General features: G+C 67.7%; 21 protein-coding genes. 10 read left to right on the top strand and 11 right to left on the bottom strand.

The annotated features are described in order from the left end of the window. The first annotated feature begins 59 nt into the window (after nucleotides 1–59). Entirely contained in the window at nucleotides 60–1,130 is a 1,071-nt protein-coding gene (locus O3I_RS14920; RefSeq protein WP_141692313.1) for a radical SAM protein, read from the top strand. Nucleotides 1,131–1,141: 11 nt separating this feature from the next. Here O3I_RS14920 and O3I_RS14915 read toward each other — a convergent pair whose 3' ends face one another. Together O3I_RS14915 and abc-f are read right to left on the bottom strand one after the other, a co-directional pair. Beyond that, the gene (locus O3I_RS14915; protein ID WP_051066949.1) at nucleotides 1,142–1,750 is read right to left on the bottom strand and encodes a CatB-related O-acetyltransferase; all 609 of its coding nucleotides are present in this window, start codon (nucleotides 1,748–1,750) and stop codon (nucleotides 1,142–1,144) included. 86 nt (nucleotides 1,751–1,836) lie between these two features. Beyond that, nucleotides 1,837–3,444: a ribosomal protection-like ABC-F family protein gene (abc-f, locus tag O3I_RS14910; protein WP_014983758.1), complete on the bottom strand. Its 1,608-nt coding sequence runs from the start codon at nucleotides 3,442–3,444 to the stop codon at nucleotides 1,837–1,839. Between the two features lie 154 nt (nucleotides 3,445–3,598). On the opposite strand from abc-f, the gene O3I_RS14905 reads away from it, so the two are divergent. Further along, nucleotides 3,599–4,258 (top strand): TetR/AcrR family transcriptional regulator, encoded by a 660-nt coding sequence (locus O3I_RS14905; protein ID WP_014983757.1) that lies wholly within the window; start codon nucleotides 3,599–3,601, stop codon nucleotides 4,256–4,258. On the opposite strand, the gene O3I_RS14900 is transcribed toward O3I_RS14905, so the two are convergent. Genes O3I_RS14900 through O3I_RS14890 form a run of 3 tightly spaced genes read right to left on the bottom strand, consistent with a single transcriptional unit; the run spans nucleotide 4,221 to nucleotide 7,525 of the window. After that, on the bottom strand, nucleotides 4,221–4,469 hold the full coding sequence (locus O3I_RS14900; protein ID WP_041563822.1) for a hypothetical protein: 249 nt from the start codon (nucleotides 4,467–4,469) through the stop codon (nucleotides 4,221–4,223). The two genes, O3I_RS14905 and O3I_RS14900, sit on opposite strands and share 38 nt — an antisense overlap. 57 nt (nucleotides 4,470–4,526) lie before the next feature. After that, the gene (locus O3I_RS14895) at nucleotides 4,527–6,008 is read right to left on the bottom strand and encodes a MutS-related protein (RefSeq protein WP_014983755.1); all 1,482 of its coding nucleotides are present in this window, start codon (nucleotides 6,006–6,008) and stop codon (nucleotides 4,527–4,529) included. Next, entirely contained in the window at nucleotides 6,005–7,525 is a 1,521-nt protein-coding gene (locus O3I_RS14890; RefSeq protein WP_041562619.1) for a MutS-related protein, read from the bottom strand. The genes O3I_RS14895 and O3I_RS14890 overlap by 4 nt, the downstream gene beginning before the upstream one ends. Nucleotides 7,526–7,689: 164 nt before the next feature. On the opposite strand from O3I_RS14890, the gene O3I_RS14885 reads away from it, so the two are divergent. After that, nucleotides 7,690–8,250, top strand: coding sequence for a TerD family protein (locus O3I_RS14885; RefSeq protein WP_014983753.1), 561 nt, complete (start codon nucleotides 7,690–7,692; stop codon nucleotides 8,248–8,250). Here O3I_RS14885 and O3I_RS14880 read toward each other — a convergent pair. Together O3I_RS14880 and O3I_RS43800 are read right to left on the bottom strand one after the other, a co-directional pair. Further along, nucleotides 8,247–9,419: a mandelate racemase/muconate lactonizing enzyme family protein gene (locus O3I_RS14880; protein WP_014983752.1), complete on the bottom strand. Its 1,173-nt coding sequence runs from the start codon at nucleotides 9,417–9,419 to the stop codon at nucleotides 8,247–8,249. The genes O3I_RS14885 and O3I_RS14880 overlap by 4 nt on opposite strands. Next, on the bottom strand, nucleotides 9,419–10,540 hold the full coding sequence (locus tag O3I_RS43800) for a cation:dicarboxylate symporter family transporter (protein ID WP_014983751.1): 1,122 nt from the start codon (nucleotides 10,538–10,540) through the stop codon (nucleotides 9,419–9,421). The genes O3I_RS14880 and O3I_RS43800 overlap by 1 nt, the downstream gene beginning before the upstream one ends. Nucleotides 10,541–10,650: 110 nt before the next feature. On the opposite strand from O3I_RS43800, the gene O3I_RS14865 reads away from it, so the two are divergent. Together O3I_RS14865 and O3I_RS14855 are read left to right on the top strand one after the other, a co-directional pair. After that, a complete protein-coding gene (locus O3I_RS14865; RefSeq protein ID WP_014983750.1) occupies nucleotides 10,651–11,337 on the top strand; it encodes an FCD domain-containing protein in 687 nt (228 codons plus the stop codon). 668 nt (nucleotides 11,338–12,005) lie between these two features. Continuing rightward, nucleotides 12,006–13,270, top strand: a protein-coding gene (locus O3I_RS14855) for an IS3 family transposase (protein ID WP_424769582.1) whose coding sequence is annotated in 2 segments (ribosomal slippage) — nucleotides 12,006–12,288 and nucleotides 12,288–13,270 — 1,266 coding nt in all. Because the reading frame shifts where the segments join, the coding sequence is not laid out codon by codon here. 302 nt (nucleotides 13,271–13,572) lie between these two features. Here the strand turns inward: O3I_RS14855 and O3I_RS14850 are convergent. Further along, nucleotides 13,573–14,280, bottom strand: a complete 708-nt coding sequence (locus tag O3I_RS14850) for a MerR family transcriptional regulator (protein WP_014983747.1) — start codon at nucleotides 14,278–14,280, stop codon at nucleotides 13,573–13,575. 62 nt (nucleotides 14,281–14,342) lie between these two features. Between O3I_RS14850 and O3I_RS14845 the strand changes: the two genes are divergently transcribed. Next, nucleotides 14,343–14,810 carry a DUF6194 family protein gene (locus O3I_RS14845; RefSeq protein ID WP_014983746.1) on the top strand — a complete coding sequence of 156 codons (468 nt, stop codon included), beginning with the start codon at nucleotides 14,343–14,345 and terminating at the stop codon, nucleotides 14,808–14,810. Between the two features lie 9 nt (nucleotides 14,811–14,819). On the opposite strand, the gene O3I_RS14840 is transcribed toward O3I_RS14845, so the two are convergent. Beyond that, nucleotides 14,820–15,563 carry a glutamine amidotransferase gene (locus O3I_RS14840; RefSeq protein ID WP_014983745.1) on the bottom strand — a complete coding sequence of 248 codons (744 nt, stop codon included), beginning with the start codon at nucleotides 15,561–15,563 and terminating at the stop codon, nucleotides 14,820–14,822. Nucleotides 15,564–15,718: 155 nt separating this feature from the next. On the opposite strand from O3I_RS14840, the gene O3I_RS14835 reads away from it, so the two are divergent. The 4 genes from O3I_RS14835 to O3I_RS14820 all read left to right on the top strand — a co-directional run bounded on the left by O3I_RS14835 (nucleotide 15,719) and on the right by O3I_RS14820 (nucleotide 22,026). After that, entirely contained in the window at nucleotides 15,719–16,492 is a 774-nt protein-coding gene (locus O3I_RS14835) for an enoyl-CoA hydratase (protein ID WP_014983744.1), read from the top strand. 68 nt (nucleotides 16,493–16,560) lie between these two features. Further along, nucleotides 16,561–17,505: a LysR family transcriptional regulator gene (locus tag O3I_RS14830; RefSeq protein ID WP_014983743.1), complete on the top strand. Its 945-nt coding sequence runs from the start codon at nucleotides 16,561–16,563 to the stop codon at nucleotides 17,503–17,505. 95 nt (nucleotides 17,506–17,600) lie between these two features. After that, entirely contained in the window at nucleotides 17,601–21,155 is a 3,555-nt protein-coding gene (gene dnaE / locus O3I_RS14825; protein ID WP_202804977.1) for a DNA polymerase III subunit alpha, read from the top strand. A 202-nt stretch (nucleotides 21,156–21,357) separates the two neighbouring features. Continuing rightward, nucleotides 21,358–22,026 carry a response regulator transcription factor gene (locus O3I_RS14820; RefSeq protein ID WP_041563818.1) on the top strand — a complete coding sequence of 223 codons (669 nt, stop codon included), beginning with the start codon at nucleotides 21,358–21,360 and terminating at the stop codon, nucleotides 22,024–22,026. On the opposite strand, the gene O3I_RS14815 is transcribed toward O3I_RS14820, so the two are convergent. Continuing rightward, nucleotides 22,019–25,135: a lantibiotic dehydratase gene (locus O3I_RS14815; protein ID WP_014983740.1), complete on the bottom strand. Its 3,117-nt coding sequence runs from the start codon at nucleotides 25,133–25,135 to the stop codon at nucleotides 22,019–22,021. The two genes, O3I_RS14820 and O3I_RS14815, sit on opposite strands and share 8 nt — an antisense overlap. Nucleotides 25,136–25,144: 9 nt before the next feature. After that, nucleotides 25,145–26,404, bottom strand: a complete 1,260-nt coding sequence (locus tag O3I_RS14810) for a lanthionine synthetase C family protein (RefSeq protein ID WP_081593990.1) — start codon at nucleotides 26,402–26,404, stop codon at nucleotides 25,145–25,147. Nucleotides 26,405–26,413 lie beyond the last annotated feature (9 nt).

Raw genomic sequence — 26,413 nt, 5'->3', positions numbered from 1 at the left:
CGGCGCCGCATTACCGTGAACGGCACTCAACCGAATTATTCTGGGGGAAGGGGTTTCCCGTGGACGTCAGCCAAGGTCCGGTAGGAATAATCTGGGATATCACCTACGCGTGCCCGTTACGGTGTGTGCACTGCTATTCCGAATCGGGCCGGCGGCCGACCTTGCATCCGGCGCGCGACCAACTCTTCCGCATGGCGGACGCGTTCCTTTCCCTGCAGCCGCAGGAGGTGGCGATCGCCGGCGGCGAACCGTTGCTGGTGGACGGCGTTTTCGAGATCGCCGAGCGTTTCACACAGGCGGGCATCTCCGTCATCCTCTACACGAGCGGCCTACCCGTGGACGCGCACAAGGCCGAAGAGTCGTTGCGGCACTTCAGCACTGTCGCGGTCAGCATGGACGGCGCCACCGCCGATGTGCACGACCGCATCCGGGGCCGGGCGCGCGCCTTCGAGCGGGGCCTGGCCGCGGTGCAACTCCTCGACGGCACCGCACGCCGGATGAAAGCCGAAGGGCAGGACCCCGGCACGCTCGGCATCGAGGTGTCGATCATGCGCAGCAATCTGCATCAGGTCGAGGAGTTCTGCACGACCATCGCGCCCCGTTTTCCCGAACTGCGGCATCTGGTGTTCACCGTGACCATGCCCGCCGGGCTCGCCAACCGCCCTGGGTTCGTCGATCACGAACTGCTGGACGACGCCGAATCCCAACGCCTGCTCAGCCCTGAGTATCTCGCGCACCTGCGCGACCTCGCGCCCGCGGGACTGGATATCCGGATCGACGACCACTGGCACGACATGATCCACCCGGACCATGTCGCCGAGGGCAGCGTCCTGCCCATCATGCATGTCCGGCCCGACGGTGAGGTGCACGCGATGCCGATCTACGAGGGCACCGTCGGCAGCGTCCTCGACGAACCTCCGATGGTCTTGTGGGAGCGCGCACTAGCGCGCTGGTCGGACCCTTTCGTCGTCCAGACCCTCGCCCCCGTCCGCACCATGCGCGACTGGGCCGAAGCGGCCCGCCGCCTGGACCACCATTTCGCCGCGCCCGTCGACCGGGCGCGCCTGGACCGCCGCCCGGCCTTCCTCCCCTTGGCGGTTCCTACCGCAAGCAAAGCTCCTGTCGCATAAGGCTTTTCTCGTCAGTCCAAGGATGCGGCGGCGGCCTCCAGATCGTCGATGGTGCCGGACATGATGGTCCGGATGTGGGCGGTGAGGTGTGCGGTGGGCCAGTCCCACCACGCGACGGCGAGCAGACGCGCGATGTCGTTGTCGCTGTAGCGGGTTCGGATGAGCCGGGCCGGATTACCGCCGACGATGCCGTAATCGGGCACCGCGCCGGTCACCACGGAGCCGGTGCTGATGATCGCGCCGTGCCCGATCCGCGCACCGGGCATCACGGTGACGCCGTTGCCGAACCACACGTCGTTGCCGACGATGGTGTCGCCGCGGTTCGGCAGATCGGTGAGCAGGTCGAAGTGCTCCGCCCAGGAACCGCCCATGGTGGGAAAGGGAAACGTAGACGGGCCGTCCATCCGGTGGTTGGCGCCGTTCATGATGAACCGCGTGCCGGTGCCCAGCGCGCAGAACTTCCCGATGATCAGCTTCTCCGGCCCGTAGTGGTACAGCACGTTGCGGGTTTCGAACGCGGTCGCGTCGTCCGGGTCGTCGTAATAGGAATAGTCCCCGACCTCGATCAGGGGCGAGGTGAGCAGGGGCCGCAGTTGCACCACGCGCGGCTGGCCGGGCATGGGATGCAGCACGGCCGGGTCGGCGGGCTGCCGCACAGGACTGTCGGGCACGGTGAAACTCCTTCGGTGCGTGGGTAATCGGTCGATCAGACGGAGACGCAGGTCCGCAGGGCGAGGTGCGCGCCCCGCCAGCGCGCGCGCAGCCGCCGATCGTGGCTGACGATCACGAGCGCGCCACGATAGTCGGCCAAAGCTTTCTCCAACTCCTCGACCAGGCCGGGTGACAGATGGTTGGTGGGCTCGTCGAGCAGCAGCGCGTCGGCGGGCTCGGTGACCAAGCGCGCCAACGCGAGTCGCTGCCGCTGCCCGGTGGACAGCTCCGCCACCCGTGCCGAGAGCCGGGTGCGGTCGAACAGACCGAGCGACATCAATACCTCGGCGTGCTGATCGGCCCCACCGCCGCGGCCCCGGCCGAAGGCGGCGAGCAGAGTTTCGCCGGGCGCGGCGGGCGGCGGTTCCTGCGCGAGGTAGCCGACCCGGCCGCGCCGGAGCACCGTGCCGCGATCCGGTGCGAGCGCGCCGGCCAGCACCCGCAGCAACGTGGACTTGCCCGCCCCGTTCGGCCCGGTGATCAGCAGGCGCTCCCCCGCCGCCACCGTGACACCGATCCGTTCCAGCCTGCCCTCGACCGCGACGTCCGTGGCCTCTAGCACCGCGCCTTGCGTTCGTCCCGCGTGCAGCGCAGCCCGGAAACGCAGCGGTTCCGGCGGGGCCGGTACCGGTTCGGCGAGGCGCCGGCGCAACCGTTCCTCGGCGTTGCGGACCCGGCCGGCCACTGATTGCTGGACCCGGCCGCCGGCTCGGTCGTAGCTCATCTTGTTGTTGTCCTTCATCGCCCGGCCGGGTGCGACGCGACGCGCGGTGGTGGCGGCGAACTCGCGCAGCCGATCGACATCGGCCTGCCACTGCGTGTGGGCCTGCATCCAGCGCTCCCCCGCCGCCGCTTTCTCGGCCAGGTAGCCCGCGTAGCCGTTGCCGTAGCGGATGACGCGCCGCCGATCCGCATCGACCTCGAGCAGGGTGGTCGCGACCCGTTCCAGAAAGGTCCGGTCGTGCGACACCGTCACGGTGGTCCCGCGCCGGGTGCGCAGATGGTCTTCCAGCCAGGTCAGGGCGTCGTCGTCGAGGTGGTTGGTCGGCTCGTCCAGCAGCAGAACTTCCGATCCGGCGGCCAGCACCGCGGCCAGGCGCAACCGGACCTGTTCGCCGCCGGACAGTTCGCCGACGGTGCGCTCGCGCCCGACCAGTCCGAGACCGAGGCCGTGCAGCGCCCGTTCCACCCGCGCATCCGCGTCGTAGCCGCCGCGTAGTTCGAAAACCGTGGTCAGCTCGCCGTATTCGGCCAGACCCGATTCGTCGCCGGAGCCCATCGCGGACTCGAGGCGGCGCATCCGGTGCTCGATCGCACGGAGTTCACCGAGGGCGCGGTCGACGACCTCCTGCACGGTCAGCTGTGGCGGCAGGTACTCGTCCTGCGCGAGGTAGCCGATGCCGCCCTCGGCGTGCACGACGATCTCGCCCTCGTCGGGTTGTTCCCGACCGGCGAGCAGCCGCAGCAGGGTGGTCTTGCCGGAGCCGTTCTCGCCGATGATCCCGGTGCGCTCGCCCGCGGCGAGCACACAGGTCACCTCATCGAGTACGCGACGGCCGTCGAAGGACTTGGTGACCGCGTGCGCGGTGATCTGGGTTGGCATGGGCACACTCCGAAGCATTCGAGGACGCGGTGACCGAGCACCGCAGGACCGGGGGAACACTTCGAATGACCATCGGCCTACCTCACTAGTGCGACGAATGTTGCGTTAATATGGTGCCACAGCCCATCCCTCCAGAGCAACCGGGTCGTCGACATTGCCCCCTTCACCAGCTGATTCGTCCCCGCGGTCACGCCCGGGCGGCCGCACCGCGCGCATCCGGGATCAGGTTCTCGACGCGGTACGCGCGGAACTGACCGAGCACGGCTACGACGCGCTCACGGTCGACACCGTCGCCGCACGCGCGGGCGTGCATCGCACCACGGTGTATCGCCGCTGGCGCGATGTGGCCGGACTGATCACCGACGTCTTCGCCGCGGCGAGCGATCTCGACTGGCACCCGCGCGACACCGGCACCCTGCACGGCGATCTGACCGCACTCAACCAGGAGATCCAGGACTCGTTGACCGAGGAATCCTCCATCGCGGAGGCGCTGATCGCGGTCTCGTTCCGCTCCGCGGCGGCCGCCGACGCCCTGCAGCGACTATGGGAGGGCCGGTATACGCAATCGGAGATCGTCGTCGAACGCGCGGTCCGGCGCGGCGAACTCGAGCCCGGCATCGACGCCCGCGCCTTGCTGATCGCCGCGACCGCGCCGCTCTACCACCAGCTGATATTGCTACGTACTCCACCCGATCCGGGCCTGCCCGCGCACGCCGCGGCGACCGCCGCGCTGGCCGCGCGCGCGGGCGCGTTCACCGGAACCGAAGGGGCGGCGGCTAAACCGCGTCGACGGCCAGCGTCCCGAACCGACTGACGTTGGCGTGATTGTGCCCGTCGGGACTGGTGATCACGACCTCGGACGGGTTGGTCAGCGCGAGGCAGCAGAAATTGTCGCCGTCGCGCTGGATGCTGAGCGAGAGCAGCCGCCGCTCGGCGGACTCCTGCCACTCGTCGATCGCCTCGTACAGCCCACGCATGGACGGACTTTCGAAGTAGAGGAGATTGCGCTTGTTGGTGTCCGACATGAGACCCGCCTCCATCCGCGTCGCGGGGAATCCGTGACGCCTCCCGTCCATAGTGCGCTACACCGACATCCGATCATCGCCGAAGACGCGGCGGAACACGTCACCCCCGTGACTCGTGGCTACCGGCTCGCCTTCGACCACACGGAAGGTGCGTGTGCCGTCCGGCAACCGCTCGGCCCGCAGAAACAGCTCGGCCCCGGTCTGCCCGTCATAGAACTCCCGGGCCAGATCGTAAAGATGGGTCACACAAGCGATTTTCACGCCGGCATCGTGCAGCGCCCGCAGTATCGGCCCGCCGATCTGGGTTCCTTCCCGTTCATTGGTCGAAGCGAAGGGCTCGTTGCACAGCAGCAGGGCGGCGGGCCGGATCGCATCGGTGATGTCCCGGATCCGCGCCAGCTCCTCTTTCCACCTCCCATAGGTCATGGTGGCGTCGTCCTGGGTCCGGAAATGGGTGAAGACGCCGGTCCGCACATCCGCCGCGAAACTGTCCGCGAGCACGAACATTCCGGCTTGCAGCAACACCTGAGCTAGGCCGACGCTGCGCAGAAAGGTCGATTTGCCACCGCTGTTCGCGCCCGTGACGAGGATCAGCGAACGGCCCGATCCGTCGACCGTGTTCGCGCCGACCGGCTTGCCCGACGACAAGACCAGGGTGGGATCGCGTAATTCCCGGCACCGCAGCTCGGCCCGGCCGACCGGCAGCGGCTCGGGAAAGCACAGCGGATACCCCGAGGCGGTCAACCGCTCGTGCAGGTTCACGCAGCCGAGATAGAACGCCAGCTCGGTGCGCAGCGACAGGAAGAAATCGGTGATCAGATCCGTGGCGTGCGAAACGATTTCGGCCACCGGAGACAGGCCGCGGCCGATCAGCCCGGCAAGGTACTCCGCCCCCTTCTCGTCCTGGCCGGGGAGGGTGAAGCCGTGCCGCGCGCGCCGATCGCCGCCGAACAGGCCACGCCGCGCCGGTCGCGGTGGCTCGTGCAGCACGACGCCGACCGGCTTGTTCCCCGTACCGAGCCCGGCGCCCAGCGCTACGCCGTGCTCGAAATGCAGTGCGTCGACGTGCGATTCGACCGCATCGAGCACTTCGTCCCGGAACGACGAGGTGACCAGCGCCGACAGTCGCGCGAAACCCGCCGACCGCAGGCCGAGAGCCGCGCACGCGGCACGCACCTGCCGGAGGTGACCGATCAGTTCGGCGAGCGGTTCCAGCGAGAGATTCAGCTTGGCTCGCGGCGCACCGCCACGACCGATCGTCCAGCGACGCACGCTTTCGCTCGCGCCCACCAGCGCGTACAGGCGGCGGACCGCGGCCGGGTCGGCGAGGCAATCGGCGAGCACTTCCTGGCGATACCTGATCGTCGCCGGATCGGTCGACGCGTGCACCATGATCGACTCGACGCTGTCGCGCAGGAACGGATCGCCGGCCGCCATCGCGTCGAACACGACGCCGAGCTCGAGATCCCGCACCACCGTCGCGCCGTGCCGCACCGTCTGCGCCCGGGCGGAATCCGGTTCCAGCAGACCGACTCTCATCGCGCGATCCGCTCCGCTATCGCGGTGTAACCGAGTCCGAACAGATCCGCGATCGCGGCCGCATGCGCCTTGCCGTCCGCGGGTCTGCGCACGATCCGGAACGTGCGCGTGCTCGGATCGTCACCGACGCCGGCCACCATACTGACGACGGCCGGATGCAGGCTTGCCAGCTCGTCGAGGAACGTGACGTACACCGCGACCGCACCCCGCTCGATGATGCGGCGCAGCACCGCACCGCCGATCTGCAGCGCGTCGGCCGTGGTGGTCGAGCTGAACGTCTCGTTCATGATGATCAGCGAGCGAGCGGTGCAGGCGTGGATCGCGCCGTGCACCTCGGTGAGTTCGTCGTGCAGCTTGCCCGCCGAGTGCTCGACGCTCTCGGCGCGCTCGAAATGGGTGGACAGGCGGTCTGCGAGCAGCAGCGTGGCACTCGCCGCGGGCACCGGACACCCGAGCGCCGCCAGATAGGCGAGTTGACCGAACATGCGGGCGAAGGTGCTCTTGCCGCCCTGATTCGGTCCGGTGACCACCAGCACCCGCTCGCTGCCGCCGAGCCGGAAATCATTGGGTACCACGGATTGTCCGGAACCACGCAGCCGCACCGCCAACGCGAGATCGTATCCGCCGGTCACCGCGATTTCCTCGAACCGCTCGGTCAACCGCGGACAGCTGAACGTGAACCCCTCGCCGGTCAGATGATCCACGAATTCGAGGAAGGAGAGATAGAAGCGCAGTTCCTGATAGAACGATTCGACGGAGGGGGCCAGGAAATGGGGGTGCGCGGCGCAGAACCGCGCCAGCTCGGCGAATTCGGCCGGGAACAGTTCGGCGACCCGGTCGGCGATCTGCTCTTCCATGTAATGCACTGTGGTGGAGAGGATTTCCGGCGGCGCCGGCTCGGGGCGGAATCCACGCACAAGCGGTGCGAAGGCCTGCTCGACGGTGGCGCTGTAGTCCTGCGCGTTGTCGTCCCGCGCCACCACCACCTGCCTGCCGTCGATGGAGAGGGTGTAGCGGACGGCGTCGAGCCCAGCCTGGACACGCGTCGCGACGGCCATAAGCTCCTCGAATTGATTTGTGGCCAAGTATGTTTCGAGGTAGCTCTGCCAACTCCGCAATCCCCGCGAGGTGCCCGGCACGGTCGAAAGCGCCGCGCTCAGCGCCCGCAGAGCGCTGCCGTAACCGACCACCGCGTCGAGATACAGCCGGTGTCCGGTGGTGCGATGATGCTGTTCGGCCGACGCGGTCGCGAACGCGTGCACGATGCGCAACCGCATCGCGAATTCTTCGAAGAGTTCCCGCAGTTCCGCGCGACCGAGATCGCGAAATATCTCCTGCCGGAACGTCACAGTGTCCAGATCGGCCACCGGCGCGCGCACATGGCGCGCCAAGGTCGGATCCCCGCGGGTCACGATGGTGAAGATGTCCTCGAGATTCAGGTCCCGCACGGTCTGCGCGTCGACGGTCGGAGCCGCCTGGCTGCCCGCGGGCCACAGGATGCTGTCCAATCGAGACATCGATGCCCCCTCGCTCATCGTCGGTGATCAGCCGCTTATATCACCTAACTCATTTGCTTTACGGGCATATTTACGGCATCTTTACGGGTAGGTGCGCCGGGAAGTCTGGTCGGCAAACCCGGCCCGCGCACGCGGGGCGGGCCGATCGACGCTGGGAGACACCGATGTTCACTACACTTCGCGACGAAAACGGCGCCGCCCTCGATTACGTGACGATGGCGCTCGGCTGGGATCCGGTCCGCCCGGGCCGCTGGTTCGGCGCTCCCGGCAAGGATATCGACCTCAACGCGTCCGCACTGCTCTTCGCCGGCGATCAGATCGCCGACGTCGTCTACCACGAACAGTTGAGCTCGCGCGACGGCGCGGTGCGCCACCTCGGCGACAGCACGACCGGTGAAGGCAAGGGCGACAACGAGATCATCACCGTCGACCTGACCAGGCTGTCGCCCGAGATCACCGCCGCGGTCTTCATCGTGACCTGCTACACGGGCCAGACCTTCGAGCAGATCGAGAATGCGTTCTGCCGCCTGATCGACAGCGTGTCCGGCATCGAACTCGCCCGATTCGACCTGAGCGCCGGCGGCTCGCACACGGGCTTGGTGATGTGCAAGGTGTACCGCAGCGACGGGGTGTGGCAGTTCGAATCGATCGGCGAGACGATGCGAGCGGAGCACCCCGCCGAAGCGGTACCGCTGGTGCGCGAGTTCCTCGCCACCAGGATCTAGCGATGTAGCGCGCGGAAGACGCGATACAGCTCGGCCTTGTCCTCGAAGCCGATACCCGGGGTGTCGGTGAGCCGGATCCGGCTGTGTTCGATCACGGCGGCATCGGCGAAGCCGCCGGTGGGCTGGAACTCACCGGGATAGGACTCGTTGCCGCCGAGCCCGAGGGCAGCGGCGATGTGCAGCGAGAACTGGTGCCCGCCATGGGGAATGCAGCGCCGGGGCGACCAGCCGTGCGCGCGGAGCATGTCCTGGATGCGCAGGTATTCGACCAGACCGTAGCCGAGCACCGGGTCGAACTGGAGGTAGTCCCGATCGGGTCGCATCCCCGCGTACCGGATGAGGTTGCGGGCGTCCGCGAGTGAGAAGAGGTTCTCACCGGTCGCCAGCGGCCCCGGGTACTGCCCGGAAAGCCTTGCGTGCAAATCGAAGTCGAGCGGATCACCCGGCTCCTCGTACCAGAACAGACCGTAGGGCGCGAGGGCACGACCGTACGCCAGCGCGGTGTCGAGATCGAAACGGCCGTTGGCGTCGACGGCGAGCCGCGACCCGTCGCCGTCGAGCACCGCGAGCACCGCCTCGACCCGTTTGACGTCGTCGGCCAGGCTCGCACCGCCGATCTTCATCTTCACCACGTCGTAGCCCTGGTCCAGGAAGCCGCGCATCTCGTCTTGCAGCTGCGTCAGGCCCTTGCCCGGCGCGTAGTATCCGCCTGCGGCATAGACGAATACGTCCGTGTCCGGAGCCCCGAATCCGTAATGCCGGACGAGCCATTGATAGAGCGGTAGCCCGGCCAGTTTCGCAGCGAGATCGAACAGCGCCATGTCGACTACGCCGACGGCGACCGACCGTTCACCGTGTCCGCCCGGTTTCTCGTTGCGCAGCATCACATCCCACGCCTTGGCCGGGTCGATCGCCTGTCCGTCGGCGGTGCGCAGGTCATCCGGTTCGGCCTGCAGCAGCCGGGGAATGATCCTGCGGCGCAGGATTTCACCCGCACTGTAGCGGCCGTTGGAATTGAATCCGTATCCGACGACCGGTTCACCCTCCCGGATCACATCGCTGACCACCGCGACGACGGAACAATCCATGGCACTGAAGTCGATGAACGCGTTGCTCATCGAAGAACTGATCGGCACGACACCCTCGTGGATGGCGACGATTCGGGGCATTACTTCTCTCCTACCGTGTTTTTCGGGCGCGACCACCCGATGGTGCGAGCAGCCAATTCGCGATCGAGGCCGCCCGGTTCCCACCGGGCGATGACGACGGTGGCGACCGCATTGCCGAGCACATTGGTCAGCGCTCTGATGAGTGAAAGGAAGCGATCGACCGAAAGGACCAGGGCCAGACCGGCGATCGGCACCAGGCTCGTCGCGGCGACCGTGTTCGCCAGCGTGATGAAGGCCGAACCGCTGATCCCGGCAGTGCCTTTCGACAGCACCAGAAAGATGAGGAACAGTCCGAGCTGATCGCCGAAGGTGAGCGGAATGCCGTAGACCTGGCCGATGAAGACCACGCAGATGGGGATGACCACCGCGACCCCGTCCAGGTTGAACGAGAACCCGGTCGGCGCCACCAGACCCACCACGCTGCGCCGGCACCCGACCTGCTCCAGCCGCTCCATCAGTTGCGGCAGCACCGCTTCCGAGGACGAGGTGCCGAGCACGACCGCGAGTTCCTTGCGCAGCACCGTGATCAAGCGGAGCAGCGAGAAACCGGCCAGCACCGAGACACCGCCGAGCACGACGACGATGAAGATCACCAAGGCCAGCGCCGACACCGCGACCACGAGTTTCAGCGCGGTGAAACCTTGATCGAGTTGTAGTTGCGCTGCGGCGGTGAGTGTTTCGCGATCGTACTGCGGGAAGCCGAAGGTCACGTAGACCGGGACATCGGTGCGCGCGCCGCCGAGCAGGCTCGCGACCGAACGCCCCGCCGCCTTGCCTTTGATATCCCACAGCGCGATGTCGAGCAGTGACAGGGCGCTGGACACCACACCGGTCATGGCACGGGGATTGAGACTGCGCCACACCCGCTGATGGATCGCCTCCAGTTCGCGCGGGTCCATATCGACCACGACCGGTAGGAAGTGCTGCTCCAGGGCCACGACCACGGCGCGGGACAGGAAGTGACCGGTCAGGGCCACCCCGGTCACCCCGTCATCGGTTTCGACCTCGCAGAAGACGAACTCGCGCTGTTCCTCGCGGCCGTAACCCGGTACTCGCTCGGTCAGCAACGGCACCTCGATCGTCGTGGTGTGCACGCTGGCCCGGATGTCTTTGATCTTCATTCCGTCCTCCTTCAGTTCGCTCGTCAACTGTCAACGATTTGCAATTTGCGATCGACTCTGCGAAACTGCCGTGTTGTTGTGTGTGCGGTGAGCGAAGGGGCCCGGTGACGATGTCCGAACAGACGCAGGCGATATCGGCGCTGCAGCGTCGGGTGGCCGAACATCAGGCCAGTTCCCTGCTGCAACTGATCGCCGACGAACTAGAGCAGATGATCATCACCGGCGCGCTGTCCGGCGGCGACCGGATCAACGAGTCGTCCCTCGCCGCGCGGCTCGGGGTCAGCCGCGGCCCGGTGCGCGAGGCCCTGCGTCAGCTCGAATACGGCAAGCTGGTCGAATTCCGCACCAACCGAGGCATGTTCGTGCGCGAGGTCTCGGTGACCGAAGCCGCCCAGCTCTACGACATCCGGGCCAGCCTGTTCGGTCTGGCCGGCCGTTTGGCCGCCGAACAGGTCACGCCGGACCAGGTGCGCGAGTTACGCGCCAAAGTGGACCGGCTCCAAGCCGCCGTCCCCACCGTCGACGACTACTACCCCCGCAACGTCGACCTGCACCGCACCCTCGTCGCCCTCTCCGGCAACCCCCGCCTCGTCAACCTCTACGACGACGTCTCCAAAGAACTACACCTCTTCCGCCGCCACGGCCTCGAAACCGACGCCGCCCGCCACGTCTCCAACGACCAACACGCCGCCATCCTCGACACCCTCGCCGCCGGCGACACCGCCGCCACCGCCCACCTGATGGAAGCCCACATCCTCTCCGGCAAGGACCGAATGCTCGCCGCCGTCCACGGCTAGGCCTGCCAGGGACGCTGCTTCGGCGTGTTTCGCTGGGCGAGTCGGAGACCCACAGACCTTCCCTACGGTTCACAGCAGCTACAACCCCTGTGAACCGTAGGGAAGGTCTGTGGCCCCGCCCTATCTGTCGCTTGGTTTCCTTGCGTTTGGGCTTGTTGGCTGGCTGCCGAAGTGTGACCGGCCTGGTTTGTGTACCTGCCGCGGGAGTTACGTGGATGGTGCTGGGCGCGTCAGGTGCCGTACCCGGCTGTAGGCGCACGGCAGGTGGGTGGGCTCGTGTTCCGGCGTGGTCATCTGGCGGTGGTGCTGTTCTCGAGCGTTTCCTTGACGAGGTATCAGCGGTATCGAGCGGGTGTTGTTGCTCCTCGGCGTGTTTCGCCGGTGCCAATCGCTGTGAATCTGGGGCTCACAGACTTTCCATGCGGTTCACAGCAGTTACAGCCCCTGTGAACCGTATGGAAACTCTGTGAGCTCCAACCTATCTGTCGCTTGGTCCACACCTGCCCTGGCTTCCGCCGCGACCAACCACGCACTTCCGGCGCAACCGCACCACTACAAGAGATCCGCACCACCGCCCCGCCGCTTGGTCCGCACTCACTCGGCCCGCTTCCCACCACTGAGTCCCCCCGGTGAGTCCGGGGGCTTCATCTTCTGGGAAGGATGGAGTCGTGTCGTCGAGGAAGAGGTATCCGGTCGAGTTGCGTGAGCGGGCTGTGCGGATGTATGCCGAGATTCGGGAGCAGCACGAGTCGGAGTGGGCGGCGATGGGTGCGGTGGCTGAGTTGTTGGGGGTGGGGACGCCGGAAACGGTGCGTAAGTGGGTGCGGCAAGCTCAGATCGATACCGGTGCTCGTCCGGGTGTCACCAGCGATGAGTCCGACGAGCTGAGACGGTTGCGGCGGGAGAATGCAGAACTCAAGCGTGCCAACGCGATTCTGAAATCGGCGTCGGCTTTCTTCGCGGCCGAACTGGACCGGCCACAGCGCTGACGGTCAGATACATCAGCGAGCATCAGGGCCGTCGTGTCGAGGGTGGCCTGCGATGGGGTGTCGAGTCGATCTGTGCTGCACTCGCCGAGCTCGGTGTGAAGATCGCCCCGTCGACTTATTACGAGCACCGCGATCGAATGCCGACAGTGCGGGAGAATCGGGATCAGGAACTGATCGCCGAAATCGGGCGTGTGCATGCGGAGAACTTCGGTGTGTATGGCGCGAGAAAGGTGTGGCTGCAACTGAATCGGGAAGGGATCGCGGTGGCTCGCTGCACTGTGGAACGGCTGATGCGCACTGCCGGGTTACGTGGCGCGGTGCGCGGCCGGGTCACACGCACCACGATCGCTGACCCGGCCGCGGTCCGGCCGGCCGATCTGGTGCGGCGCAGGTTCGCCCCGACGGCACCGAACCGGTTGTGGGTGGCTGACATCACCTATGTCCGGACCTGGTCTGGGTGGGTGTATGTCGCGTTCGTGATCGATGCCTATGCTCGGCGGGTCATCGGCTGGCGCACTGCCACGTCGATGACCACCGCGCTGGTACTCGATGCGATCGAGCACGCGATCTGGACCCGTGAACGACAGGGCTGGGACATCAAAGATGTTGTCCACCATAATGATCATGGGTCTCAATACACATCGATAGCGTTCGCCGAGCGCCTCGCCGAGGCCGGTATCCAGCCCTCGGTCGGAGCGGTCGGCTCCTCCTATGACAACGCTCTGGCCGAGACGATCAACGGGTTGTTCAAAACCGAGTTGATCAAACCCCGAGCCCCGTGGCGCACCGTCGATCAGGTCGAGCTCGCCACCGCCGAATGGGTGGACTGGTTCAACCATCGACGCCTCTACCAGCACTGCGGTGATATACCGCCCGCCGAGATGGAGACCGCCTACTACGCTCAACAACCAGCCCGGCAACCCGCCGAGCTGCCACAGCAATAAGTCTCCGGACTCGCCGGGCGGATTCACCACCGCCACGCCGCTCGGCCCACACCCACCATGCCGCTTCCCACCCACCCCCTTCTCCCAAGCCGCTCGAGACGCCACCACAGCCAGACGACCACGCCGGAACACGACACCGCGCACCTGACCTGCACCCACAGCCGGGTACGGCACACGACGCGCCCAGCACCATCCATGTAACTCCCGCGGCAGGCACACCACACTGGGCAAGTCACACATCGGCAGCCAGCCAACAAGCCCAAACGCAAGAACCCCCAACCGAACTCGCCCACAACCCACCCTCAGACCTCGACAACGAGCAAATGCAGGGAGGCAGCCGCAGCGAGCAGGGCGCGGGAACGAGACGCGAGCACAGCATCCCGGGCGGCGAGCGCAGCATGCACGTCGGAGGCGTCGTGGACCCGCCGCAACTCCGGAAGCACATTGCGTAACTGTGGAATTCGGTAGCCCGCCCGCCGAAGCTGATGAACGATGCGCGCGTCACGAACCTGACTCGGGGTGTAGCGGCGCGCGGTTCGGTCACGATCGGGGACGACGAGACCTGCTGCGTCCCAATGCCGCAGCGTCGACGTGCGGACACCCAGCGCACCGGCCAGCTCGGACACCGTCATCGAGTCGGAATCCCGCACGGCCGCAATCGGTTCGGCGGCGATGGCGTCTGCGGCCGCCTTGGCGTGCGCGAGTTCGACGCGTTCGACGTGCAGCCGGGCGTGTGCGGCGTCGAGCAGAGCGAGTGCTTCGGCAATGGAGCCGGTGTGCACAGTACGGAGGATCTGTTTGGCCGCCACCGGACCCGCGCCCGCGGCGAGCGCACGATAGGCGAGCGCGGCGTGCAGATGCACCTCGCGATAGACCCGATGTCCCGTCGGGGTTCGTTCGGCCGGCGGCAGCACCCCGTCGCGTTCGAGATTGCGGATCTGCTGCACCGAGTACCCCGCCCGTCGGGCGACATCGACGGTGCGCATGACCTGCGAGTTGAGGTTTTTCACGCAGAACTCCTCGTACTTGGGCCCCAGGTCCACACAAGCACTTGAATGAGACGCTCGAACCTATGACGATAGACGAGATCATCGACCTGCTCACCGACCTCGACGGCATCCTCGTTCTGGCGCCGGCTCCGGGCGACGGCACCCCGGAGATCGCCTGGGGCGACAAGTTCTTCTACTACTCCCCCGACGGCGTCGTCCCGACCAACACCCAGCCGTTCGCCACCATCGTCACCAAGGACTATCCCGACGATCAACACTCTCGTCTGAACCGCCCGGACGCCTTCCGCCTCAACATCTCCGCCGGTAAGGACACCTTCATCGAAACCCTCGGCTACCCGCCCCGCGAGGTGCCCGCCGACCTCGACTACAGCAGCACCGACGTCTTCCTCCCACACCCCACCTACGCCGCCGCGGCCTGGATCTCCGTCGTCGATCCCGCTGTCCGAACCAGCGATTCGGCCCGCCGGTTCCTCCGCGCCGCCTACGACCGCGCACGGTCCCGCTACGAGCGACGCACAGCAACCGAATAGCTCTCGCGATCAGGTCGCCGCACCGCCGTATCGCAGGACGAAGCGGCGCAGGATCTGTTTGGGTGCGGTGATGGATTCCTGGTGGCCGAGACGGGTGAGGTAGTCGGCCTCGTCCGGGTCGAAATAGCCTGCGTGGCGGTATATCTCGATGCGGAGGGCAAGACCGTCGCCATCCAGTTCGGGGTGGAACTGGGTGGCGTAGATATTGCGAGCGACGCGGATCATCTGGACCGGACAGTCGGCGGAACCGGCGAGCAGGACCGCCTCGGGCGGCACCGCCTGGCACGCCTCCTTGTGGCCGACGAAGGCCCGGAAGTTTCGCGGAATACCTTGGAGCAGTGGGTCTTCGCGGGCGTCGTCGGTCAGTTCGATGGTCTGCGCGCCCGCGGTCTCGCCGTAGTTCTCGGTGCTGACCGTGCCGCCCAGCACATCCGCGAGCACGCTGAGCCCGTAGCAGGCCCCGAGGTAGGGGAAGTCACGACTGACGATCTCGGTGAGCAACTTTTTCAACGCGGGCTCGAAGCGCCGTTGATAGTCGTACTTTTCGACGTCGGCATTGCCGACATTGCTGGGTCCACCGCCGACGATGACCGCGGCGTAGTCGTCGAGGGTGAGATCGGGGAAGCCCTCCTCCATCCGCACGCGCACCACGTCGCCGGCGTCGAGTTCGCCGGCCCGCAGGATGGCGTGGTACTCGTCGTCCGCGGCGGCGCGCTCGGGCCGCAGTTGCAGCAGCAGAAAAGGCTTGGGCATGCACCGATTGTGCAAGATCGGCGGCCGGAACGGAGCCCCCCGGTTGTCGGCGTGTTCGAACCGGGCGGCGCCGCCGGCGCAGCGCCTCGCTCCAGGCCTGGACCGCCACCGCGAAAGCGCCGCCGACGGACCACCCGACTGGTAGACATTCCGATATGAGCAGCTACGTCGTCACCGAGCAGCGAGCTCGGATCGGGTATCTCACGCTGAACCGCCCCGATCAGCGGAACCCGTTGTCCGCCAACATGATGGCCGAGCTCACTGCCGCGTTGCGGGAATTCGGCGGCAATAGCGAGGTCGCCGTGGTGGTGATCCGGGCGGCGGGCCGTGCCTTCTGCGCCGGTCACGATCTCGGGGAACTGGTGGACCGTTCGCTCGACGACGAACGCGCCCTCTTCGCCGCCTGTATCGAATTGATGCAGACGATCCAGCAGATCCCGCAGCCGGTGCTCGCGTCCGTGCAAGGGCCCGCCGTCGCCGCGGGATGTCAGCTCGTCGCCACCTGCGACCTCGCCCTCGCCACTCCCGACGCCGTTTTCGGGACGCCCGGGGTGCGGATCGGCCTGTTCTGCTCGACGCCGATGGTCGCGGTGAGCCGGGCCATCGGCCGCAAACGTGCGATGCAACTGCTGCTGACCGGTGCCGTGATCGACGCGCCGACCGCCGCGGACTGGGGGCTGATCAACGATGTGGTCCCCGCCGACGCCCTGGCCGCGCGCACCCACGAACTCGCCGAGTCGATCGCGCAGGCCAGCCCCTCGACGCTGCGCATCGGGAAACAAGCCTTCTACCACCAGATCGACTTGCCGCAACCCCAGGCCTACGAGCAGATGGGCGAGGTGATGGCGACCAATGCCATGACCTGCGACGCGCAGGAGGGCATGCACGCGTTTCTCGAGAAGCGCACACCGGTCTGGCGCGGGTATTGAGAGCCGCTGCCGCCGAATACCGTACCGTGCTCGCTGTCGACAACTGACAGTTGTGAAAGGACGGCCGGGTGGAATTGGATCGCGGTGCGGTGCGCGCCTTCCTCGCGATCGCCGATCACCAGCATTTCGGCGACGCGGCGGACCAACTGAAGCTGACCCAGCAGGCGATCTCCAAGCGCATCGCGAAACTCGAAGCGGGGCTGGGCGCCACACTGCTGCAACGCACCCGCACCGGAACCGGCCTGACCGAGATCGGCGCGGCCTTCCTGCCCCAGGCTCGGGCCCTGCTCGCGCTCGCCGACCAAGCCACCGCCGCGGTGCGCGAACGGGAGCGCCCGCTGCGCGTGGACGTGCTCGGAACCCGGCTCGCGGCAACGGAATTGATCAGAGCGTTTCATACGGCCCACCCCGATTTCGAGATCGACATCATCACCTCCAGCGGGCTGCGCAGCGGACTACCCGCCCTCGTCGCCGGCACGATCGATGTCGCGTTCGCCCGCGCGATCGGGCCGCTCGACACCGTGATCACCCATATTCCCGCCTATTTCGAACCTCTGCACATCCTCGTCGGCCGCAAACACCCGCTCGCGAACCGTCGTCAGGTCCGCCTGCGCGAGCTGGCGGATTCGATCGCCCGGATGCCGAGCAACGTGCCGGGCAGCGAATGGGCCCGGTTCTACGACGATCTCGCCGCGGCTTTCGGGCTCGCCATCGATACCACCGGCCCGGACTTCGGCTTGGATCATCTGCTCGACGACCTCGCCCGCACGTCGGACAGTTACGTGTTCACCGGCGAACGTCTGCGCGCCCCTTGGCATCCGGAGATCGTGCAGCTTCCGGTCGTCGATCCCGCACCCGGCTACCCCCATTCGATGCTGTGGCATCGCGACAACCAGCGCCCCGCGCTGCGGCAGCTCGCCGGCTACGTCGCGGCCGGGTTCCGCCCCTTCGATCCGCGAACCCAGTGGCTGCCGCCCGCCGAAGCCGGCGGCGGACGCTGGGACAACAACTGATGGTTGTCCCCCAACGCCTGTCGATTGTTTGACGCCCCGCACCCCCTCGGCTCGAATAGGGCGATCCGAACCCGGGTCGCAGCCTTGGAGGGCGTCTGTTGTCTTCGTTCGTTCACCTGCACGTGCACACCGAGTACTCGATGCTCGACGGCGCGGCGAAGATCAAGCCGCTGTTTGACGAAGCGGCCCGCCTGGGCATGACCGCGGTGGGCATGACCGACCACGGCAACATGTTCGGCGCGGACGAGTTCTACCAGCACGCCACGAAAGTCGGCATCAAACCGGTCATCGGCATCGAGGCGTATGTCGCGCCCGGCAGCAGGCTGCACAAGAAGCCCGTGTTCTGGGGCCAGTCGGGTCAGCGCGGCGCCAACGGTGAGGGCATCGGCGGCGATGTCTCGGGCGGCGGCGCGTACACCCACATGACGATGCTCGCGCGCACCGCGCAGGGCCTGCGCAATCTGTTCGCGTTGTCCTCGCTGGCGAGTATGGAGGGCTACTACCGCAAACCGCGGATGGACCGGGAGCTGATCGCCCGGCACGCCGCCGGGATCATCGCCACCACCGGGTGCCCCTCGGGCGAGGTGCAGACCCGCCTGCGCCTGGGACAGCACGCGGAGGCGATGCAGGCCGCCGCCGACTATCGCGACATCTTCGGCAGAGAAAGCTTTTTCGTGGAGTTGATGGATCACGGCCTGCCCATCGAGCGATCGGTGCGCGACGGGCTGCTGGAGATCAGCCGCAAACTCGACCTGCCGCCGCTGGCCACCAACGATTCGCACTACGTGCGCAAGGATCAAGCCGAGGCGCACGCCGCGCTGCTCTGCGTACAAGCCGGGAAGACCCTGAACGACCCGACCCGGTTCAAATTCGACGGCGACGGCTACCACCTGCGTTCGGCCGAAGAGATGCGCGCCTACTGGGACGCGCAGGTGCCGGGCGCGGCGGACAACACCGTCGCGATCGCCGAGCGGGTCGAATCCTATGCCGACGTGTGGCAACACCGGGACCGGATGCCGGTCTACGCACCGCCGCCAGGCCATGACGTGAACTCGTGGTTCCACGCGGAGGTCATGCGCGGTCTCGCCCGGCCGCTCCCTGGCGGGGTCACCGACGAGTACCGGCACCGGGCGGAGTTCGAGATCGGCATCATCGTCGAGAAGGGCTTTCCCGCGTATTTCCTGATCACCGCAGATCTGATGGAACACGCACGCGCCGAAGGCATTCGGGTCGGGCCGGGACGTGGCTCGGCGGCCGGATCGCTGGTGGCGTACGCGATGGGCATCACCAACCTCGATCCGATCGTGCACGGGCTGCTGTTCGAACGCTTCCTGAATCCCGAACGCATGTCCATGCCCGATATCGACATGGACTTCGACGATCGCCGGCGCGGCGAGATGGTGCGCTACGCGACCGAGAAGTACGGGGCCGACCGCGTCGCCCAGGTGATCACCTTCGGCAAGATCAAAACCAAAGCGGCCATCAAGGATTCGGCCCGCGTGCACTACGGCCAGGCCGGTTTCGCGATCGCGGACCGCATTTCCAAGGCCCTGCCGCCGCCGGTCGCGGCCAAAGATATTCCGCTGTCCGGTATCACCGATCCCGCGCACGAGCGCTACCCGGAAGCGGCGGAGGTGCGCGCGCTGCTCGACACCGATCGCGACGTCGCCACCATCATGGATACCGCGCGCGGCCTCGAAGGGCTGATCCGCAATGCCGGCGTGCACGCCTGCGCGGTGATCATGTCCGCGGAGCCGCTGCTGCACGTGGTGCCGCTGTGGCGGCGCGAAGACGGCGCGATGATCACCGGCTGGGACTATCCGTCCTGCGAGGCCGTCGGGCTGCTCAAGATGGACTTCCTGGGCCTGCGCAATCTCACCGTGATCGGCGACGCGATCGACAACATCCGGGCCAATCGCGGCGAGACGGTCGATCTCGACACGCTCGGCACCGACGACGCGAAAACCTATGCGCTGCTGGGCCGTGGCGAGAGCCTGGGGGTGTTCCAGCTCGACGGCGCCGCGATGCGCGATCTGCTCCGGCGGCTGATCCCCACCGGATTCGAGGACATCGTCGCGGTCAACGCGCTGTATCGGCCGGGACCGATGGCGATGAACACGCACAACAACTACGCCGACCGCAAGAACGACCGGCAACAGATCGTGCCGATTCATGCCGAACTCGCCGAGCCGCTGCGCGACATCCTCGCCGAAACCTATGGCCTGGTCGTGTATCAGGAGCAGATCATGCAGATCGCGCAGCGGGTCGCCGGGTTCTCGATGGGCCGCGCGGACGTGCTGCGCCGGGCGATGGGCAAGAAGAAACTCGACGTGCTGGAGAAGGAGTTCGAGGGCTTCCGAGCGGGCATGCGGGACAACGGCTTCTCCGACGAGGCGGTGCAGGCCCTGTGGGATACCGTGCTCCCGTTCGCCGGATACGCGTTCAACAAATCGCACGCGGCAGGCTACGCACTGGTCGGCTACTGGACGGCCTATCTCAAAGCCAACTATCCCGCCGAATACATGGCGGCACTGCTGACTTCGGTCGCCGACAACAAAGACAAGTCGGCAATCTATCTGTCCGAGTGCCGCCAGCTCGGCATCAAGGTGCTGGCGCCGGACGTCAACGAGTCCTCGCTGCGGTTCGCCGCGGTCGGCACCGACATCCGGTTCGGGCTCGGCGGCGTGCGCAACGTGGGCGCCAATGTGGTCGAGTCGATCATCGAAACCCGCACGCGGAAAGGGAAATACGCGTCGTTCGCGGATTTCGTCGAGAAGTCCGAACTGGTCTGCTGCAACAAACGCGTGCTGGAATCGCTGATCAAGGCGGGTGCGTTCGATTCGTTCGGTCACCCGCGCAGGGCGCTCGCCGATATTCACGAGGACGCGGTGGATGCCGTCACCGGACTGAAGCGCCAACAGGCGATGGGCCAGTTCGATCTGTTCGGCGACGGCGACGCAGCAGCCGAATCATCCTCTCCCCTAGCACATCTGAGCTTCGACGCGCCGGAATGGCCGCGCGACGAATTGCTCGGGCTGGAACGCGAAATGCTGGGCCTGTATGTCTCGGGCCACCCGCTCGACGGTGCCGATCACCTGTTGCGCAAGCACGCCCCGAAGCCGATCGCGGCGCTGCTCGCCAACCCGCCGCGGGACGGAACCGTCACCATCGCTGGCATGATCTCGGCACTGGAGCGACGCGTCAACAAGAAGGGCGAGAGCTGGGCGATCGCGGTGATAGAAGACCTCGACGCCACCGTCGAGGTGCTGTTCTTCCCGAAGAGCTACAGCCTGTTCGCGGCGGATCTGATGGTGGACGCGGTGGTGGTCGTCGAAGGAAGGGTGAACTGGCGCGAGGACAAACTGGCGCTGTTCGGCGCACACCTGGCCGCGCTGGACCTGACCCACTTGGACGAGCACCGGCGGCAGGCACCCCTGACGCTGGAGATCAACGCCCGCAACACCGATCGCGACAGCATGCGGGAATTGAAGTCGGTGCTGCTGGCCCATCCCGGTGGCACGCCGGTGCACCTCGCGCTGTGCTACCGGCAGCGGCGGACCATGCTGGCGATCGAGGACTACCCGGTCACCGTCAGCCCGGCGCTGCTCGGTGAACTACGGGCGGTCCGGGGCGTCAAAGTTCTGACCTGAGCGCCGCACCGCCGTCGGATCGACGCGACGAGGTTCGACCAGCGGTCCGAGATCTTCCCCTGCGCGGTGGCGTCGGCCATTCTCAGTCAGTTGAGACATCCGACGTTCGAACCCGTCCGGGGGTGACGTGAACACGAGCAATGGTCACCGGCGGCTCCGGTCGGCGCAGAGCGCCGGATGGCATGTGGCGCAGGACGACTCGGTGACCGAAGCACCGGTTCCGCAGATCACCGTGGTGCTGGCCGACCAGCACGCCGTGGTGCGTGCTGGTCTGCGCTCGATGCTGGCCGCGGTTGCCGAATTCACCATTGTCGGGGAGGCGGCGACGGTCAGCGAACTGACCCGGCAGGCGCTGCGGGAGCGACCGGACGTCGTGGTGCTCGGCCTGCTGTTGTCGCAGGAGCGGACCCACCGGGTGATCACCGATATCCTGCGCTCCTGTCCGGGACTGGCGGTGCTGGTGTTCGGGATGGACGAGGACGACGGCGCCGTGCGCGCCGCGATCAACGCGGGCGCACGCGGCTATGTCGACAAGTCCAGCACCGCGGAAGGCATCGTCCGGGCGGTGGCCGGCGCGGCCGCCGGATGGGCGGTGTTCAGCCCGGGCAGTGCCGAGGCGCTGGCGCGGATCACCGCCCAGCCGGCCACGGTGGAGGTCGTCGCGTTCGCCGACCTCACCGTCCGCGAACGCGAGGTGCTCGAACTGGTCGCGGCGGGCCTGTCCAACGCGGCGATCGCGGGACGGCTGCATCTGGCCTCCAAGACGGTGAGCAACTACCTTTCGGCGATCTTCCTCAAGCTCGGAGTATGCGATCGCGCGAACGCGATCCTGCGCGCGCGGGAGGCCGGCTTCGGGGTCGCGCTCAGCTGAGCGCGACCGGTGCGTGCCGCAGGCTTTCCCTGGTGCGCCACAGCAATCCGAGCACCCGCTGCTCCGGCGGATGCCCGCAGCCGAGCAGCCTGTTGCAGTGCATGTGCACGAAGCTGCGCACCAGTTCCGGCCGCGACCTGGTGAGTTCGCCCCGGTTCGCGAGCAGGTCGAGCCGGGATGCCGCCGCCTGCAAGAGAATTCGGCGACGATTCAAGATCTCCGCGACAGCGGAACCCCCGGGCTGACTCGCCAGCCAACGCCGATCGCCGAGCAGTGACCTGAATGTCGCATTCTCCCTGCGGTATTCGTCCGCGGTGGCGCGCCGCTCGAGCACGCCGTTCCGGTACAGGTCGATCTGCTCGGCCTGGGTCAGGCCGAACGCGGTGACCAGGTCGTCCACCGTGACCATCGCCAGCAGCCTGCGGTCCAGCGTGACGATGCGCCGATCGACCAGCGCGAGCAGCTCCAGCACCGCCGCGCTGTCGGCGGCGAACAGGTCCTCGGCCACCGCGGTCCCCGCCGGACCGCCGTAGCGTTCCACCTCCTGGTCGTAGGTGTCCACCGATACTCTGCGGCAGTACCCGTCGGTGACCAATCGCGACCCCCAGCGCAACAGCGCGGGTGCCAGGCGATCGGTCAGCCGGTCCGGGTCGCCGTGCCAGCGAATCCGCAGGTGCGGGTCGGGATCGGTATAGCGCAGGAAGAACCAGTTGTCGGCCGAACCGTCCGCGACGGCCTGCGCGCAGAAGTCCCGGATCTGATGCGCGAGCAGATCCTCCTCGAACGTCGGTACGTGATAGAGCTTGGCGAACAGCCAATCGCTGCCCGGCGGCCGCAACCGCGCCACCGAGGTGGTCGGCGGCACCGAACGCGCCTGCCCGCGAACGGGTTCGGGCTCGACGGCGGTACGTACCAGCGGCACCACCAGCTCACTGAGGTAGTGGCCGTCGGGGCCGGGCAGCCACGCGTGCCCGGGCCCGGGTAATGCCTCCTCCAGATACAGCTTGCCGCCGGGCGTGCGCCGCGCCTCGTCTCGGATCTGCTCGACCTGATCCGGGGCGTCCAGGTCGAGCAGCAGGCGATGGTCGGCCATCGCGAGATACAGATGACGCGGCGGCTGCCAGCGCTGCCGCCACGCGGCGAAGGCAGCCGCGAACGAGGCCGCCGCCTTCGGCGCCAGGTCGTCGGCGGGCACGCGCCACCGCGCCGGCGCCAGCACGACCCGGCCGGCCTGCACCCGCGGCAGGAACGGGAAACCGGTCGCCGGGCCCCAATCGAAGGTCATCGGCACCGGCCTGCCGTCCCGGTTGATCTCGTCGAGGAACCGCACCACCGCGGGCGCCACCTGGGCGTTGAGCATGTGCCCGGCACAGGTGACGACCTCCTGCCCGGTGCGTGGCCAACGCACCACGAAGCGGCCGTTCCGCAGTCCGACCACCAACTCGGACAACGGAATCACCCGCTCCGCCGGCGCGCCGGGCGTGGTGTCGAAGGGCAACTCCCACGCGCGGGCCAGCGGGCGGATCGTGACATTCGCCAGCCGGCCGGGTCGCGGCAGATAGCTGACCTCGGCCCACAGCCGCCCGGGCCGGCACTGCGCCTCCGCTGCCGCCGCCTCGTGCAACGCCTGTTCGGCCGACGGTCCGATCAGATCGGCGAAGCGGCCCAGCACCCGGCCCGCTGTCGAGGCCCCGAGGTTGGGTCCGACCACCACCTGGAACTCGCCCGCGTCCACCGCCGCCGCCGAATCCGCGACCACGAACAGCGAAATGTCGAGCGAGGCGGGCGCTTTCGTCAGCTCGGCCGACTGCAGTTCGAGTTTCGCGATGGTCGCGGCGTCGAGTTCGACGACGGACTTGCGCTCTCTGATCGCGTCGAGCGCCAGATCGGTCAGCGTGCGGTGGCGCACCTGCCGTCGCTCGTCGTCGGCCCCGCCCTTGTCGGCCTTGCGCGGTGCGCCGAGTCCGATCTCCGGGTCCAGCAGTTCGAGCAGCCCCACCTCCCGGTCCGGACCGTACCGTTCGGTGAAAGCCGCTCGGTAACTGTCCAATTCGGCTGTTCCGGCCGGCCAGGAACTCAGCCGGATGGTCAGTTCGGCCGCACGGACAGCTTCGGTCGCGACCGCCGCGTGCACCTGTCGCCCGGTGAACGGTCTGCTCATGTCGGTTTGGAACGGTCCTTTCGGCGTCGCCACCGCATGCACCGAGTGCGCCCGATCCAGTAGTTTCGGGTACCCGGCGGCGGCCTGATCGTGGTCGAGCCGATCCCAGTCGCCGAGTTGTTCGAGCAGCTCGCCGAGGGCGGCCGCGGCCGGACCCGCGGCGGGAATCTCCGCGAGGCGGCGGGCAACATAGCCCGCCGGATCGGCGGCGGTGACCGGCGGCCGCAGGTCGGTGAGCAAGAGGGTCTGTTCGCACAGCTGGTCCAGCAGACCGCGCACCCGGTCGGCGCTCGCGCCGAGTTCCGCGGCCAGTTCGTCCACGAGATCGCGGTAGCGCGTCGGGGTCCGCGCGCGTTCCAGCGCCCGGCGTACCGGCGTGGTGGCGCGCAACGACATCGCACGCCCCGATTCGGCGGCCTCTCCGATCGGGGTGCGCTCGCTGAGAAACACCCGATCCGCCTGCACGAACGCAGCGGGATTGCTGCACAGGCGCAGCTGCGCCCGGATCTCGTCGCGTTGCTCCAGCGTCTGCACGAAGTCGAGCAGCCAGCCCATGTCCGGCCTGGTCCGCAGCACGGCGGGTGCGTCGGCGAGCTCGAGGTCGGTAGCCGGACCCCAGCCCGCGAGACCGACTCCGGCGAACATGCCGAAGGGGGTGGGCCGACTGGACATCCGGATCAGATACCGCTGGAGCTTCCCGGCCAGGCGCTGCCGCGCGCGAACGTCGGCGCACGGACGTTCCAAGGCCCGCAGCAGCTCCCCGCCGCCCACCGCGAGCGACCGCTGGACCCGGGGATCGGCGGGCACCAGCGTGCCGGGGGCGGTGCGGGCAGGCCAGTCGGCGGCCGGATCGGCACCGAGCGCCAGGTACTCCCCGAGGGGCAGCAGCGGGGTACGGACCACCAGCCAGTCCAATGGCCGGTACAGGTTCGAGCCGGTCGTCGCCATCTCATCTCCTCACGCCAGCAACAGCATTCGATCCCAGTCCGGCATTTCGCCGGTACTCGCCGCGAGCAGGGCGAGCGCGATCCCCGCGGCGCCGTCGAGCAGGCCGGGCCGATCCGCGGGCAGCTCGCCGGCACAGCGGAAGCCGAACCGGTGCGCCGGGTCGTACCGCGCGAGCAACCGGTCGGTCAGTTCCACTGCGGCACGGGCGAATCGCGGATCGCCCGTGTCGTGTGCGAAGCGCAACATGATCTGGAGCAGACCCGCGACGCCGTGACAGAGTCCGGGTGCCGGGTCCGTCTCGGCTGTCGCCGCGAACCGGCTCGATGCCGCGAGCATGGCCTCGACCGCGAGCGACCGCAGCTCGGTGTCATCGATCGCGTTGCCCGCCAGCCAGAGTGCGCGTGCGACGCCCGGTCCGCCGTAACACCAGGCATTGCGCGATCGCGTCTCGACCGCGGCGGTACCCGGCAGCGGGATACCGGTCGGCCAGTTGGGCCCGTGCGCGTCGTCGGCGCGGTGCGCGGCCAGCCAATGCCCGACGACCGCGATCGCTTCCCCCTGCCCGGGCACGGAAATGCCGGACAGCTCGGCCAGCGACAGTAGCGCCAACGGCCCCGGCACACCGTGGGCGAGACCGCAGTTCAGCACGCCACCGGGGAAGGACTCTGCCATCGGGGTTTTCGGTGCGATACTCCAAGCCGGAGTGTGCCAGTTGGGCAGGTCGGTATCCCAGCGGCACACTGCGACCAGACCGGTCAGCGCCGAACGCAGTGCGGCGGGGTAGGCGTTGCGCCGCAACAGGTATGCGCCGGTGCCGGTGATACCGGAGACGAGGTCGAACGACTCGAACGGCAGACCGTGCCGGGCGTGCGCCAGCACCGCCGCGCGACTCGTCGCGTCACGCACGATGCCGCGGTCCAGCTCGGCGAGCAGGCGTTGATAGCGAGTCCCGTTACGTGACAACAGCAATGCGCTGAACGCCAAGCCGGTCAGCCCGTCGAACATGCCAGGCGGCCGGACGTCGGCGTGCTCCAGCTCGCGTACGGCCGCGGTGAGGCAGCGGTGGGCGGCGCGCTCCCCTTCGCTGCCGTCGAATCGGCTCAACAGCACCGCGCATCCGGCGGCGCCGGATGCGCCGTCGCGCAGCAGAGCCGGCCGGTCCGGCAACGGCGGCAGGCTCTCCGGCGCCGCGAGGCGGCGCGCGACCGTCCGCGCGACCGCGACCGCCTCGGCCGCCATCGCCGCGGGCAACACGCTCCCCCACGTCATCGTCGAGGC

Source organism: Nocardia brasiliensis ATCC 700358 (assembly GCF_000250675.2).
Taxonomy (GTDB): Bacteria; Actinomycetota; Actinomycetes; order Mycobacteriales; family Mycobacteriaceae; genus Nocardia; species Nocardia brasiliensis_B.
This window is presented reverse-complemented; position numbering and strand designations above follow the sequence as displayed.